The organism is Pseudoalteromonas sp. MMG010 (assembly GCF_018100905.1).
In the GTDB taxonomy this organism is placed as follows: Bacteria; Pseudomonadota; Gammaproteobacteria; order Enterobacterales; family Alteromonadaceae; genus Pseudoalteromonas.
In genome coordinates, this window is record NZ_JAGJEG010000001.1 from 212102 (window position 1) to 227305 (window position 15204).

Annotated in this window: 14 protein-coding genes; 8 read left to right on the forward strand and 6 right to left on the reverse strand. The window is 38.3% G+C overall.

All coding sequences use genetic code 11. From position 1 onward, the window contains the following. Nucleotides 1-3 precede the first annotated feature (3 nt). Nucleotides 4-1452 carry a dihydrolipoyl dehydrogenase gene (locus J8L70_RS01050; RefSeq protein ID WP_211053621.1) on the forward strand — a complete coding sequence of 483 codons (1449 nt, stop codon included), beginning with the start codon at nt 4-6 and terminating at the stop codon, nt 1450-1452. A gap of 169 nt (nt 1453-1621) precedes the next feature. Next, nucleotides 1622-2554 (forward strand): exopolyphosphatase, encoded by a 933-nt coding sequence (locus J8L70_RS01055; protein WP_211053622.1) that lies wholly within the window; start codon nt 1622-1624, stop codon nt 2552-2554. A 55-nt stretch (nt 2555-2609) separates the two neighbouring features. On the opposite strand, the gene aroC is transcribed toward J8L70_RS01055, so the two are convergent. Both aroC and prmB read right to left on the reverse strand, forming a co-directional pair. Continuing rightward, nucleotides 2610-3707 carry a chorismate synthase gene (gene aroC / locus J8L70_RS01060; RefSeq protein ID WP_211053623.1) on the reverse strand — a complete coding sequence of 366 codons (1098 nt, stop codon included), beginning with the start codon at nt 3705-3707 and terminating at the stop codon, nt 2610-2612. Nucleotides 3708-3768: 61 nt separating this feature from the next. After that, nucleotides 3769-4704 carry a 50S ribosomal protein L3 N(5)-glutamine methyltransferase gene (prmB, locus tag J8L70_RS01065; RefSeq protein ID WP_211053624.1) on the reverse strand — a complete coding sequence of 312 codons (936 nt, stop codon included), beginning with the start codon at nt 4702-4704 and terminating at the stop codon, nt 3769-3771. A gap of 139 nt (nt 4705-4843) precedes the next feature. On the opposite strand from prmB, the gene smrB reads away from it, so the two are divergent. Both smrB and J8L70_RS01075 read left to right on the forward strand, forming a co-directional pair. Beyond that, nucleotides 4844-5401, forward strand: a complete 558-nt coding sequence (smrB, locus tag J8L70_RS01070; RefSeq protein WP_211053625.1) for an endonuclease SmrB — start codon at nt 4844-4846, stop codon at nt 5399-5401. 19 nt (nt 5402-5420) lie between these two features. Next, nucleotides 5421-6344, forward strand: coding sequence for an AEC family transporter (locus J8L70_RS01075; protein WP_211053626.1), 924 nt, complete (start codon nt 5421-5423; stop codon nt 6342-6344). Between the two features lie 11 nt (nt 6345-6355). Here the strand turns inward: J8L70_RS01075 and J8L70_RS01080 are convergent, their stop codons facing one another. The 3 genes from J8L70_RS01080 to sixA are packed head-to-tail and all read right to left on the reverse strand — an operon-like array spanning nt 6356 to nt 7957. Beyond that, the gene (locus J8L70_RS01080) at nt 6356-7093 is read right to left on the reverse strand and encodes an SDR family oxidoreductase (RefSeq protein ID WP_211053627.1); all 738 of its coding nucleotides are present in this window, start codon (nt 7091-7093) and stop codon (nt 6356-6358) included. Between the two features lie 4 nt (nt 7094-7097). Next, nucleotides 7098-7448 carry a RidA family protein gene (locus J8L70_RS01085; RefSeq protein ID WP_211053628.1) on the reverse strand — a complete coding sequence of 117 codons (351 nt, stop codon included), beginning with the start codon at nt 7446-7448 and terminating at the stop codon, nt 7098-7100. 38 nt (nt 7449-7486) lie between these two features. Then, complete coding sequence (gene sixA, locus J8L70_RS01090; RefSeq protein ID WP_211053629.1) at nt 7487-7957, reverse strand: phosphohistidine phosphatase SixA; 471 nt, start codon at nt 7955-7957, stop codon at nt 7487-7489. A gap of 189 nt (nt 7958-8146) precedes the next feature. Between sixA and J8L70_RS01095 the strand changes: the two genes are divergently transcribed. Then, on the forward strand, nt 8147-10825 hold the full coding sequence (locus tag J8L70_RS01095) for an insulinase family protein (RefSeq protein WP_211053630.1): 2679 nt from the start codon (nt 8147-8149) through the stop codon (nt 10823-10825). Nucleotides 10826-10982: 157 nt separating this feature from the next. Beyond that, nucleotides 10983-13172 carry an EAL domain-containing protein gene (locus tag J8L70_RS01100; RefSeq protein WP_247664642.1) on the forward strand — a complete coding sequence of 730 codons (2190 nt, stop codon included), beginning with the start codon at nt 10983-10985 and terminating at the stop codon, nt 13170-13172. A gap of 73 nt (nt 13173-13245) precedes the next feature. Here the strand turns inward: J8L70_RS01100 and yeiP are convergent, their stop codons facing one another. Next, nucleotides 13246-13818, reverse strand: a complete 573-nt coding sequence (gene yeiP / locus J8L70_RS01105) for an elongation factor P-like protein YeiP (protein WP_211053632.1) — start codon at nt 13816-13818, stop codon at nt 13246-13248. A gap of 300 nt (nt 13819-14118) precedes the next feature. On the opposite strand from yeiP, the gene J8L70_RS01110 reads away from it, so the two are divergent. Further along, nucleotides 14119-14523: a hypothetical protein gene (locus tag J8L70_RS01110; RefSeq protein WP_211053633.1), complete on the forward strand. Its 405-nt coding sequence runs from the start codon at nt 14119-14121 to the stop codon at nt 14521-14523. Between the two features lie 253 nt (nt 14524-14776). Continuing rightward, entirely contained in the window at nt 14777-15163 is a 387-nt protein-coding gene (locus J8L70_RS01115) for an MmcQ/YjbR family DNA-binding protein (RefSeq protein ID WP_211053634.1), read from the forward strand. The last annotated feature ends 41 nt before the right edge of the window (nt 15164-15204 follow it).

Genomic DNA, 15204 nt, shown 5'->3' on the forward strand with positions numbered 1-15204 from the left:
GCAATGAAAGAATTACAAACAGACGTGGTAGTAATTGGAGCTGGTACAGCTGGATTAAGCGCATACAGAAATGCAAAGCAGCATACCCCAAACGTATTAATGATTGAGTCAGGCCCGTATGGTACTACGTGTGCCCGCGTTGGTTGTATGCCGAGTAAATTGCTAATTGCCGCCGCTGAAGCCGCTCATGCGATAGAGGCAGCCCCAGGATTTGGTGTTCACAGCTCAAAACCAGTGATAGATGGTAAGGCCGTTATGGCTCGAGTACGCAGCGAACGCGACCGTTTTGCCGGTTTTGTTGTTGAAGCCGTTGATGAGATAAATGCCGATGACAAAATTCGTGGCTACGCTAAATTTTTAGACTCAAATAGAGTACAAATAGACGAACACACCATTATCACTGCCAAGCGTTTTGTTATAGCTACCGGTTCTCGCCCAGCTTACCCGGGTGTATTTAATAATTTTGGTGATAAATTAATTATTAATGACGATGTATTTGATTGGGAAGATTTACCAGAGTCTGTAGCCGTATTTGGTCCAGGTGTTATCGGTTTAGAACTTGGTCAAGCATTACATCGCTTAGGTGTTAAAGTAAAATTATTTGGTGTTGGTGGTGCCATTGGCCCGATCACTGACCCCGTTGTAAAAGATTATGCAAATAAAGTATTTGCTGAAGAGTTTTTTGTTGATACCGATTCTAATGTATCGGATATGACACAAGTTGATGGAAAACCTCAACTGACTTACGTCGATAAAAATGGCGAAAAACAAACTGAACAATTCGATTATGTACTCGCAGCAACAGGACGAGTCCCTAATGTTGATAAATTAGGCTTAGAAAATACCGCCATTGCATTAGATGAACGAGGCGTACCTTTTGCAGACACACATACCATGCAATGTGGCGATTCGAATATCTTTATCGCTGGGGATGCCAGTAATATGATCCCTTTATTACATGAAGCCTCGGATCAAGGTACGATTGCAGGGCAAAATGCTGGGCGCTTCCCTGATGTAAGAAATGGCCTTCGCCGCGCACCTATTGCCGCCGTATTTAGCGACCCGCAAATAGCGATGGTTGGCGAAACGTATAAACAAATTACAACGCGTCTAGGTGAGTGCGGTTGTTTTGAGACCGGTGAAGTAAGCTTTGAAAATCAAGGTCGTAGCCGCGTAATGCTAAAAAACAAAGGACATATGCGTGTGTATGCTGAGCAAGGATCAGGGTTATTTTTAGGGGCTGAGTTTATCGGTCCACAAGCTGAACATATTGCTCATTTACTAGCATGGGCTGTGCAAAACAAAATGACGGTACCACAAATGCTTGATATGCCATTTTACCATCCCGTTATTGAAGAAGGTTTACGCACCGCTTTAAGAGACTTAAACGCCAAATTAAAATTTGGTCCTGATATTATTAATCACTGTATGGAATGTGGTCCAGGTGCTTAATCTCTAAATAGTACAAACTTGCTAACAAAGCCAAAACCCTCGTTTTGGCTTTTTTATCGGCTCCCAAAAGTAAAACTGATTATTATGGTTTAAAAATCGACAATCCATATATCAAAAATAATTTTTACTGTTACACTAAATAAACTAATAGATATTAAGTGGACTTAGCATGCAAAATAATAAATTTAGATTAGTTACTCGTAGTGATTTTGACGGCCTTGTTTGTGCTGTTTTACTAAAAGACCTTGACCTTATTGACGACATTTTATTTGTTCATCCAAAGGATATGCAAGATGGTAAAATTGAGATAACGGCCAATGATATTACAACCAATCTACCTTATGTTGCAGGCTGTCATATTGCGTTTGACCACCACTTAAGTGAAACAGTGCGTAATTCAAATGATATAAAAAACCATATTATTGACCCCGATGCGCCTTCAGCGGCACGGGTTGTTTATGATTATTATGGTGGTGCAGAAAAATTCCCTAATATTTCTGTAGATATGATGGATGCCGTAGATAAAGGCGATGCAGCTCAGTTTTCTAAAGACGAAATTCTAAACCCGACCGATTGGGTATTAATGAATTTTATTATGGATGCACGAACGGGTCTTGGTCGTTTTCGCGAGTTTAAAATTTCAAACTACCAGTTAATGATGAAGCTGATTGATGCGTGTAAAGATCACAGCATTAGTGACATACTCGAAATGGAAGATGTTGCAGAGCGTGTTGCACTATATAACGAGCATAACAGCCAAGCAAAAGAGCAAATAACCCGTTGCGCTACTGTGCATAAAAACCTTGTTGTATTGGATTTAACCAAAGAAGACACTATATTTGCCACAAACCGCTTTGTGATTTACGCCATGTATCCAGATACAAATATCTCTATTCATAGATTATGGGGTTTAAAACAACAAAATACAGTATTTGCAATTGGTAAGTCTATTACTAACCGCAGTTCAAATACTAATGTAGGTGAGCTTTGCTTAAAATATGGAGGTGGCGGTCATCTTAATGCCGGCACTTGCCAAGTTGAAAATGACGTAGCAGAAACAGTACTTGATGATTTAATATCAATTATTAATCAAGACGGGTAATATTTTTCACCAACATAAAAAAAGCGCCTCAGGCGCTTTTTTTATGTGTGTAAACTTAAACAGAACCGTTAATAGGCCCGTGTGGTAAGTTCACATGTGGATTTTGCGCACGTTGGCGTAATAAATGGTCCATTAAAGTAATGGCCATCATCGCTTCAGCAATCGGAATTGCACGAATACCGACACATGGATCATGACGCCCTTTGGTGATCATCTCTACAGCTTCATTACTGGTATTAATACTATTGCCAGGGATCGTAATGCTCGATGTTGGTTTGAGCGCAATGGAAGCAATAATATCTTGCCCAGTTGAAATACCTGCTAGTACACCACCAGCATGGTTTGACGTAAAACCATCGGGGGTTAATTCATCTCGGTGTTCTGAACCTTTTTGCTCAACCACATCAAAGCCATCTCCAACCTCAACCCCTTTTACCGCATTAATACTCATCAGCGAGTGGGCAATTTCAGCATCAAGTCGGTCAAAAACAGGTTCACCTAGCCCTACAGGTACATTGCTTGCAACCACTTTTACCTTTGCGCCAATGGAGTCACCTTGTTTTTTAAGATCACGCATATATTCATCAAGCGCTTCTAACTTACTTGCATCAGGAAAAAAGAATAAGTTATTTTCTACTTCATCCCAATCGTAAGTCTCGGCTTTTATAGGACCTAGTTGGCTTAAGCATGCCTTAACTTCAATTCCATGAAATTGTTTTAAGTATTTTTTTGCAATTGATCCCGCCGCAACCCGAATGGCTGTTTCACGTGCTGACGAGCGACCACCACCACGATAATCGCGATGTCCGTATTTATGCCAATAGGTATAGTCACCATGGCCTGGACGAAATACATCTTTTATTTTGCTGTAATCTTTAGAGCGTTGATCTGTATTTTCAATCATTAAACCAATACTGGTACCGGTTGTTTTGCCTTCAAACACACCCGCTAAAATTTTTATTTGGTCGTCTTCTCGGCGCTGCGTTGTATAACGACTTTGCCCAGGTTTTCGACGGTCTAAATCTATTTGTAAATCGGCTTCACTGATCTCAAGCCCTGCGGGAGTGCCATCGATAACGCCGCCTAATGCAACCCCATGACTCTCACCAAACGTGGACACTTTAAATAACTGTCCAATACTATTACCTGCCATTAACTTTCCTCATTCCTAATGACGACCATACGCAAGATCCTACACCCTGCGTATATTCAATTTAGTTAGCAAAATAATCATCCAATTGTTGTTTGCTAATTACAAATACACCTAAGCCACCTTGCTCAAATTCAACCCATTCAAATGGTGCTCCAGGATACAATGCATCCATATGTACCATAGAATTGCCTACTTCGACAAATAACAAACCGTTATCAGTTAGATGCTCTGACGCTTGCGCTAAAATAGTACGTGTTACATCTAAACCGTCATGACCTGATGCTAAGCCAAGCTCAGGTTCATGATGAAATTCTCGAGGTAAATCGGCCATATCCTCAGCATCAACATACGGTGGGTTAGCAACAATTAAATCGTATTTTTGCCCTTCAACACCACTAAAAACATCTGATTGTATCGGTAATACTCGCTCGCTCAGCATATAATCGCTTATATTAATATCAGCCACTTCAAGTGCATCATACGAAATATCAACCGCATCGACTTGAGCACTTTCGAACGCTTGCGCTAATGCTATAGCAATACATGCAGAGCCGGTACATAAATCTAAAATACGATTCACTGATTGCGGCTGCGTTAGCCAAGGAGAAAACTTATTCGCGATTAACTCTGCAAACGGTGAGCGTGGGATCAATACGCGCTCATCAACATAAAATGGCATGCCCGCAAACCATGCAATATTGGTTAAATAAGGCACTGGCGTACAATCATTAATGCGCTCAGCGATGAGTCCCGCTAATTGATTTTTTTCTGTACTTGTTAAACGCGCATGCATTAATTCTTTTGGAGCATCAATAGGTAAACTAAGTGCGGGGAGCAATAAGCTAACAGCTTCATCCCACGCATTATCTGTTCCGTGCCCAAAGAATATACCACTGCTGGCAAATTGGCTTGTAGTCCAACGTAGCCAGTCATGTAAAGTCGACAGCTCTGTAACAGCTTCTTCAAGTGTTGCTTCTTCTATTTGTAAATCGCTCATAATAATACCTGTAATTAGCTGTAGTCTTTTTAACTATTGCATTGCCTATCTGCACTGGGCAAATTACAATTGCCCTTTATCAATATATTGTAACGCCTTTTTCACTGCGTTTTTACGTTTTTTTGTTTAGGTTGCTATTATGAAAAAAGAATTTCCCATTAACACATCCCTAAGCAATGACGATATTGATTTATTTCGTCAAACAATCAGTGGTGCTAAAGTATTTAAACAAGATACACATCGTTTTGATACTAAACCTAAGGTGTCACAAGCGAAGCAATTTGCCCAGCAAAAAAAACAACATCAGTCAGAATTTTTCTTTTCGGATGAATATATCCCCGATATAGACACCCACAGCACAATTAATTACGTGCAACCCGGACAAGATTCTTTTTTAGCGAAACAATTACGTCGTGGCGATTATGCCCCCGATTTAACTTTAGACCTACACGGACTCAATAAAGAATTAGCAAAAGATGAACTGGCAGGTTTGATTCACGAATGTAAAAAGCAGCATTACTACTGTGCATGTATTATTCATGGTATTGGTGAGCGCATTTTAAAACATAAAGTCCCACAATACTTAGTACAGCACCCCGATGTAATTGCGATGCATCAAGCGCCATTAGAGTATGGTGGTCGAGGTGCCGTATTAATTTTAATTAACTTACCCCAAAGTGACGAATTTAGACGTTAACAGCAACAAGGATTTATAAGTGCATATTTTTTCAATAATTTTTCCGCTCATTTTTATTGTTGCTTTAGGGTACACCTGTTGCAAGCTTAAATTTTTTGAACAACAACATATCGCAGGGTTAAGTAAGTTTACTTTTTATATCAGCTTACCTGCATTTTTAATGTTAAATATGTCACGTATAGATTTACACCAAAGCATTAGCTTAAATGCCTTTTTAAGCTTTTATATTCCCGTGCTGAGCGTATTTGTTTTAGGTATGCTCATCGACCGTTTTTATTTAGCTAAACAGTCTAATTATCAACAGCACAGTGTATTTGGTTTAGCATCTAGTTATTCTAATATGGTTTTAGTGGGTATCCCTATTGTCATCGCTTCATTAGGCAAAGACTTAATCGCCATTGCTTTTATGATCATCACTTTTCATAGTACTTTGCTGTTTGCCCTTACCTACTTAATTGGTGCCAAAGGAAATAAAGACGATTTTTCGTGGCCTAAATTTATAAAAAATATGGCATTAAATCCTATTGTTCTCAGTATTGGCTGTGGATTATTGTTAAACATATTAGGTATTAAATTAATGGATAATTTAGCCAATAGTTTAGAGCTATTATCTAAACCGGCTATAGCTTGTGCATTATTTGTACTAGGTGCAAATCTAGCCTTTTATAAAATTGCTGCCAATTGGCAACCGGCATTAATTGCCTCTGTATTAAAAATTACCGTATTACCTGCCTTGGTATATTGCATAGCAACCTATGGTTTTATGATAGATGAACAAGTACGAAATGTGTTGGTATTGCTAAGTGCCTCACCGGTAGGTGTAAATGCTTATTTAATTGCCTGCCAATTAAAAGAGCATCAAGTAACACTAGCCGGCTCTGTCGTACTATCTACTGTATTAAGTGTGATTAGCTTTAGTGCTTGGTTGATTGTACTACTTTAACTAATCACCAATTAAAGGCCACCAGCGACATCAATAAAACCACCGGTTGTAAATGATGCCTGCTCGCTTGCTAAAAAATAAATAGCAGCAGCCACTTCTTCTGGCGTACCTCCTCTGCCTAACGGCAATTTATTTTTTAGTCTATTAACGCGATTTTCTTCACCACCATCACGATGCATATCGGTATAAATAAGCCCAGGGCGAACACCATTTACACGTATATTTAAGGCCGCGACCTCTTTTGCTAACCCAATGGTTAGTGTGTCTATAGCCCCTTTAGATGCAGCATAATCTATATATTCATTTGGTGAACCCGTTTTAGCGGCTCCTGAAGAGACATTAACAATGCTACCTCCGCTGGACATTCGCTTTATGGCTTCGCGCGCACATAAAAAAGCACTGGTTACATTTGTCGTTAAAATTTCATTAATGCGTTGAGCATTCATATTTAGTAACGGCATTTGCGGTTTTAATATACCGGCATTATTAATTAACACATCAATTTGACCAAAGGTATTGTCGATTGTGTTAAACATCGCAATAACCTCATCTTCATTTGCCACGTTTGCTTGTAACACTAACGCGTTAACGCCATAGCTTTGCACTTTTTTAGCGACGTTATTTGCGCTTAAAGTATCTTTAATGTAATTAATGCATACATTGTAGCCATTTTGAGCAAATAACTCGGCCGTCGCCGCGCCAATTCCTCGGCTTGCTCCTGTGACAAGTACAACCGGCGCGCTATTCACGCTTTTACTTAACCGCTGCAATCACTGATATTTCTACCAATAAAGCATCACGTGCCATTTTCGCTTCTACGCAGGCTCTCGCAGGTGCATGGTTTTGTGGTACCCACGCATCCCACACGGCATTCATCTCGGCAAAATAAGTCATACTTTTTACATAAATAGTTGCGCTTAACATGTGCTCTTTTGAGCTACCCGCTTCAATTAAAAGTGTTTCAACTTTGTCTAACATTGTTTGAGTTTGCTCTTTTATGCCTTTTTCAGCATCTGCACACACTTGTCCACACAAATAAACCGTGCCATTGTGCTTTACGATACGGCTCATACGCGCACCGGTTTGTAATCTTTCTATTGTCATTATTATCTCTTAAAATATAGGCCTAGCATAAAGCTAAATCACACGTTAGCAGGCGCATTAATACTTATATAATCACTCAATTGAGTGTGTTCATTATATTGCACAACCGCCACCGAGGCAGTACAAAAAATGGGCATATTACCAGGGCTCAGTTGATCAACTAAATAACTAACTAATGGCATATGTGTTACTAATAACCAAGTATCGTATTGTGGATATTCGTTAATCAAACTAGCAAGGTAATCTATCGCTACTTGAGGATTGCCATCAGGGACAATATCGCGCGTGGTTTCATTAAATTTAAATTTATTATTTTTACATACTGCGATAGATGTTTGTTGAGCACGAATGTAAGGACTAACTAACATTGCAGTGGGAGCAAAGGTTTCTTTCATCCACCGTCCCATTTTTTCGGCTTCAAAAACCCCATTTTCAGTCAGTTCTCTTGCCGCATCATTAGCTTGCATCGGTGTTGCTTCGCCATGGCGCATAATTAAGATTGTTTTCATAAAAATCCAACCGATTAATAGAATATAAAACAGTAGCCAATTTGCCTAATTCTCAGCTATATTAGTAACCTAACTATATTGTTCCTAATATAGTTTAACCATGATATTCAGGTAAATTTTTTATCGTTTAGACACCCTGACACTATCATTTGTTGTTAACAAGTAAACGTTTAGTTTCAGGAGCATCATTTGAATATCAGCCGCAATGATAACAGAGCCTACCGAACTCTTACACTCGACAATGGGCTAAAAGTACTATTAGTGCAAGATAAAGATGCCACTAAAGCAGCTGCATCTATGGCTGTAAATGCAGGGCACTTTGATGATCCCCTTGATAGACAAGGTCTCGCTCACTTTTTAGAACATATGCTATTTTTAGGAACCGATCAGTTTCCCCAACCCGACAGCTTTAATAGCTTTGTTGCTAAAAGTGGTGGCAGCACTAATGCGTGGACCGGAACTGAACATACTTGTTATTTTTTTGATGTTAACAATCAACATATTAAAACGGCTTTAACGCAATTTTCACGTTTTTTTATTGCCCCTTTATTAAATAAAAAGGAAGCCGAAAAAGAACGCAATGCAATAGAATCTGAGTTTAAACTTAAAATAAAAGATGATGCACGGCGAATATATCAAGCCCATAAAGAAACGGTAAATCCGGCACACCCTTTTGCTAAATTTTCAGTCGGTAATTTGCAAACCCTTGCAGACAGAGAGCATTGTATTAGCGACGAGTTAAGCGCATTTTTTAACACGCATTATCAAGCCCAATGGATGAGTTTTTGCTTATGTGCTAATGAACCTCTTGATACACTTGAGAGCTGGACAATGGCCTTATTTAGTGACATTAAGGGTAATGCTTCTAAGCCCAAGCCCTCTATAAATGAGCCATTATATCGTAAGCAAGATTTAGCCAAAGTGCTGCACATTGAACCACATAAACATATGCAAAAGCTTATAATTAGCTTCGCTATGCCATGTATTGATGATTTTTATCGCCATAAAAGTGTTAACTTTATAGCTCATTTACTCGGTTATGAAGGGAAAGGATCGCTGTATTCCATTTTGAAATCACAAGGTTGGATAAATGCCCTTTCTGCTGGCGGTGGTATTAATGGCAGTAATTTTAAAGATTTTAATATTAGCTTGGCATTAACCGATGAAGGTATCGAATATTACGAAGATATCGTTGAAATGGTTTTTGAGTACATCTGCTTAATAAATCAAAGCACCAATCAGTTACCTCGTTTATATCAAGATAAAAAAACGCTTTTACAAATAGCCTTTGATAATCAAGAAAAAAGTAGCCTAACAGACTGGATTAGCAGTTTAAGTATTAATATGCAGCATTACGATTGCGAACACTATCTCCAAGGCGATTATCTAATGCAGGGCTTTAATGAGGCTTGTCATAAGTCGGCAATGCAATGGTTAACGCCACATAATATGCGACTTGTACTAATACATCCCGATGTTAAACCCCAGCACAAAACCTTATGGTACAACACACCTTATGCCATTGAAGAATTAACGCCTGAGTGGCTAAACGCATTGAGTAAAATAAATAAACCCTTAGCTAATATGGCACTCGCGCAATCAAACCCCTATTTAATAAAAGGCGTCGAGTTATTTGAAATAGAAAATCCGCAGCCTCAGCCTATCTTATTGAAACAAGAACCAGGATTTAATTTTTGGTTTAAACAAGACACCACTTTTCGAGTTGCTAAAGGCCATTTTTATATTGCGATGGACTCACACTTTGCCGTAAAAGATATAAAGCACATGGCATTAACACGATTATTTGCTGACTTATTTATGGACAGTGTTGGTGAGCGTTTTTACCCCGCAGAATTGGCAGGATTAAGTTACCATCTTACTTCTCATCAAGGTGGCCTAACCTTGCATACCGCAGGTTTATCTACAAGCCAACTAACATTAGTAGATGAATTACTGAGCGCTTTATTTACTGTAGATATTTGCCAAAAACGCTTTGCCGAGTATAAAAAGCAATTAGTGCGTCATTGGCAAAATAGTAATAAAAATAAACCAGTCAGTAAGCTTTTTAGCGTGTTAAGTGCTGATGTTATGCCGTGGAACCCTATACCCAGTGATTTAGCCAATGCTTTAAAAGGAACTTGTTTTCAAGAATTTAATGAATTTAGACATGCATTTTTTAAAGCATTACATGTAGAAGCATTCTTACACGGAAATTGGCAACACACTCATGCATTAACGTTTGAAAAACAAATAGCTAAACACTTTCAGCACTCTACTTGTATTCAAAACCTTCAGCGCCCACTATCTGAAATCAACACCATTAAATGCCATCAACTTAGCATGGAAAACAATGACCATGCGATGGTGGTATATCATCAAGCTCGTACCCCATGCGTAGACGAAAAAGTTAAGATAATGGCCATCAACCATTTAATAAATCAACGGTATTTTAGTGAGCTACGTACTAAGCAACAATTAGGCTACTTAGTTGGAAGTGGTTATGCTCCTTTTAATGCAAGAGCAGGGTTAGCATTTTATATTCAATCTCCACAATTGGACGCAAATACCCTGCTACTGCGTCACAATGAATTTATAAATCACTATTTAATTGAACTTGCTGCACTCACAGAGCAAAACTGGCAACAGCAAAAAGCCGGTTTACGGATACATATAGCAGAGCCCGATAAAAACCTGCGTTTACGCTCCCAGCGTTTATGGCTATCAATTGTTAATGGTGATCATGTATTTTCTATGCAACAACAATTATTAAATGCATTAGATAGTTTAACGTTGGAGCAAATAACCACCTACGCCAACACGTTTTTATTAAGTAGTGCCCCGCATTGCCAATTACTAAATAAAGTATAGGCCGTTATTTAACGTAATAAAGTACCGTTTCTACTGATTACCTTTGACACCCAAGTGCGCATCATTTAAATTAGCCTGTGTATAATTCAATTAATAACAATAAATGGTAAGCCGTATTAAAACCAGTACTTTTGAACTAATTTCATTAAGCCCAAGAATGGCTTCAGCAGTTGAATTAGAAGGCCCGCTTCATTCAGATATGCTTTTACTTATTGCTCTTTCATTAATTGCAATGTTTTTACCGTACCTGTTATTTGTGATTTATAAACTTAGGCGCTCACGCAAACAATTACGATTATCTGAAAAACGCTTAAAAAGTACTGTTGAAGGCAGTGGTGATACATTATGGGACTGGGATATTACCACTGGTGAAGTGATACGAATTAATGATAAATACACAAGCGATAGTAAAACACTAACTGGTTTCCCACCTAATAAGCGCCTTATCCACCCACACGATCTCGCTAAAGTTGAACACTTACTAAAAAAACATTTTGCTGAACAAAGCGCTTTTTTTGAAGCCAGTTATCGTATTAAAGATACATTAGGAAACTGGCACTGGGTGCTAGATCGCGGGAAAATCATTGAAAAAGATAACAATTTAAATCCAACACGCATGGCCGGTACGGTGCGTGATATTTCGCTATTAAAATCAACTGAAGCACGACTTAATTTATTTGCTAAATGTGTTGAGTCCCTCACCGATGCGATTGCTATTTATGATAAAAACTTTGTTTTAGTTGATGTAAACCCTAGTTTTTTAACACTCTTTGGTGGCTCTCGCGAACAATACTTAAATAAACCATTTAGCCTCGCGGGGTATGAAGAGCGCTTTGTTGATAAAGTGAAGTTAGCAGCAAGCAAAAATCAGCATTTTCAACAAGAGGTTAAGCTACGAAATACCGAGCGGGTATTATTGCCTATTGAATTAACCATTGATGAAATTAAAAACGAGCAACAGCACGTGACTAACTATGTGGTGGTGTACTCAAATTTAAGTGAGCGAAAAAAAGCCCAAGCGCAATTACATAATTTATCTAATAGAGATAGGACCACTAGCCTACCTAATCGAAATTTATTTTTTACTGATTTACAAAAATTAGTTAAAGAAAAAGAGCACCACGCTTTACTGGTATTCGATTTAGATAACTTTAAGAAAATCAATGATTCGTTAGGTCACCAATTAGGTGATAGTTTATTAGCAAAATTGGCCATGCGATTAAATAAATTAACCCGCGATAATGATACCTTTTATCGTTTAGGTGGAGATGAATTTGCATTAGTTATGTCAGACACCAATGATATTCATGTTATCACTCGTATGGCAAAACAGTTTTTAGCGGCGATTGCGACCCCTTTCAAAATGGCTGGTCATGAATTAGTGATCACCTCAAGTGTAGGTATTGTGTTATACCCTGAGGATGGACACACCCCAGAATCATTACTAAAAAACGCCGATACCGCTATGTATCATGCAAAAAAGAAAGGTAATAGTTACTTATTTTTTAACGATACAATGAACCGTCAAGCAGTTAAGCGCCTACAAATAGAAAACTTAATGCGTTTTGGTTTAAAAGAGAATCACTTCGAAGTTTATTACCAACCCAAAATGAACATCCGAACTGGCAAGCTCACTGGAATGGAAGCATTAGTACGCTTTATTACACCTAAAAAAGGTATTATTAGCCCTGGCGTATTTATCCCCATAGCTGAAGAAACAGGACAAATCATCGAAATTGGTGAAGTGGTGCTTAATAAAGCATGTAAAGATGTAAAGCAGTGGATTGATGATGGCCTATTCAGTGGCCGAGTTGCGGTTAATCTCTCCGCAAAGCAATTTAGCTTACCCGATTTAACATCACGTATCGATGTTATACTGCAAAAAAATGCCTTACCTTCTTACTTTTTAGAATTAGAAATTACTGAAGGAACCGTAATGGATGACCCGCAAGATGCCATTTCGATTATGCGTTCACTCAGTGCTAGGGGCATTCATTTAGCCATGGATGACTTTGGAACGGGGTATTCATCATTAGCGTATTTAAAACAATTTCCGCTCAATACACTCAAAGTTGATAAAGCTTTTATTGATGATATGACCACAGAGCGAGGACGGAATATGGTTGACTCAATTGTCACCATTGCCCATAACCTTGACCTTCATGTTGTTGCTGAGGGCGTTGAGCAAGGTGAACAAGTTAATATTTTAAAACAATTAAAATGTGAAACCGTGCAAGGTTATTATTACTCTAAACCACTGTCAAAAGATGAATTTACAGAGTTTTTAGTTCAGCAGCAAAATAAATCAGCGCCGAGTTTGATCAGTGCCTCGAAAATAGTTGTCTAAAAATACATCTCAAAAACGCACAATAAAAAAACCGACCTATGTCGGTTTTTTTATTGTTTATAAGCCATGCTAGTTATTTTTCAGCACGTCCCATAAACTTATGCTCTAGCGTATTAATACGAATACGATCGCCAGTAGAAATATGTTCCGGAACTGAAATAGTTAATCCCGTTGATAAACGAGCGGGTTTAGAGCGTGCACTCGCAGAGGCGCCTTTTATAGATGGGTCGGTCTCTTCTACAACTAATTCAACGCTTGAAGGTAAATCAAGACCCACTGGTGCGCCATCAATCACAATAACGTGCACACCGGGTGTTTCTTCATTTACAAACTGCATTTCTTCACTAATTGCATCTTTATTTAAGTTGTATGGCGTATAGTCCTCATTATCCATAAACACATATTCGTCACCATCAACATATGACAACATCGCTTCTCGACGAATTAAATCGGCAAGTGTGAGCATATCGCTATCTTTAAATGTCTCGTCAACTTTAGCACCGGTTACCACATCGTATAAACGCATACGATATAAACTACCTCCCGCTCGCCCCTGAGGTACTGAACGGGTTATGTCTTTTACCACTAATACGCGGCCATTAAACTCTATTGCTGTGCCTTTTTTAACTTCACTCGCCTTTGGCATGTGTTTATTCCTATTGTTTTTCTGATGCACAGCAACATACCATGACCATAAATATCTTCAATAATAATATGCCCGTCTATACGTAATAATATATATCAAGATTAACATCGCCCTTTTTTACTGCAAAAACATGTAAAAAAACCACTACTTTGAGATGATTTTTAATTAAATGATTGCCATTTTATGATGACTTAGTTTTTTCACCTATTGGGTTTGTTTTCATCGTTTGTACGAACTGAGTCAATACTCTAAAGTTCAACTGTCGGCAACAAGCACGACTAACTTAATAGGAATGTAATCATGAAATCACTTATCAAAACTATCGCACTTAGCACACTATTCACTTGTTCGACTGCTGCTGTAGCTGATCAAAGTGACTACAAATTAATGGTTATCGAAGCGCAAACCGCATCAGCCCCACTTGAGCAATCGTTTAACGACTGTGCTTTAAATGTAAAATCTAAAAATTACACACAGGCTGAAGCTATTTGTACACAAGCAATTGCATTACTTAAAGAGTCAGATGGCCCTGCATATAAAGTTCGTGAACTAACCTCTTTTGCATTAAGCAACCGTGGTGTTGCGCGTTTAAAAGCAAAAAATGAAACCGCGGCATTATCAGATTTATATGAAGCAGTACAAATATCTAAAAATTCACTTGTTTCGCACAACCTAACTCGTGCAAAACAAGACCTTTCTTTATAAACATTAGGCGTATTAGCCAATAGTAAAGAACAAACAAAAAGCCTGCATTAGTACATCTAATGCAGGCTTTTTGTTTGAGTGTTTTTTAGGCGAGTAATTTAATCGACTGCATTCGGCTAGCTCCAGCCACTATAAAAGTATAAAAAATAAGCATTTATTTATATAAAATACTACTTTTTTATAAATTGTTATAATCAAAAGCTGAAAAAACTGCTATGGTTATTTTACCTATTGTGACCTCAAGGAATGGATCATGAACGAAACAACAGTACATGAGTATTTAATAAAAAAACCGGTTGTGCAATTAACTCAGCCTTTTGGCCAAAACGTAGATGTTTATAAAGTTAATCATAAAATGTTCGCCACCTTAGCAGAAGCTAACGATGGTCAAACAAATGAAAACGGTGATCCTATTTGGTGGTTAAATTTAAAATGTGACCCCGATGAAGCACTTTCATTGCGAGACATTTTTCCAGCAGTGATCCCCGGTTACCATATGAATAAAAGGTTATGGAATACGGTCATACTTGATGGCAGTATCCCTCAAGGCGAAATTGAGCGTATGATAGATAACTCATTTAGCCTAGTGGTCGATAACATGCCAGAAAAAGACCGCCAAGCCATACTTGAATTGTTATAAGTTTATACAAATAAAAAAAACCGCAACATGCGGTTTTTTTA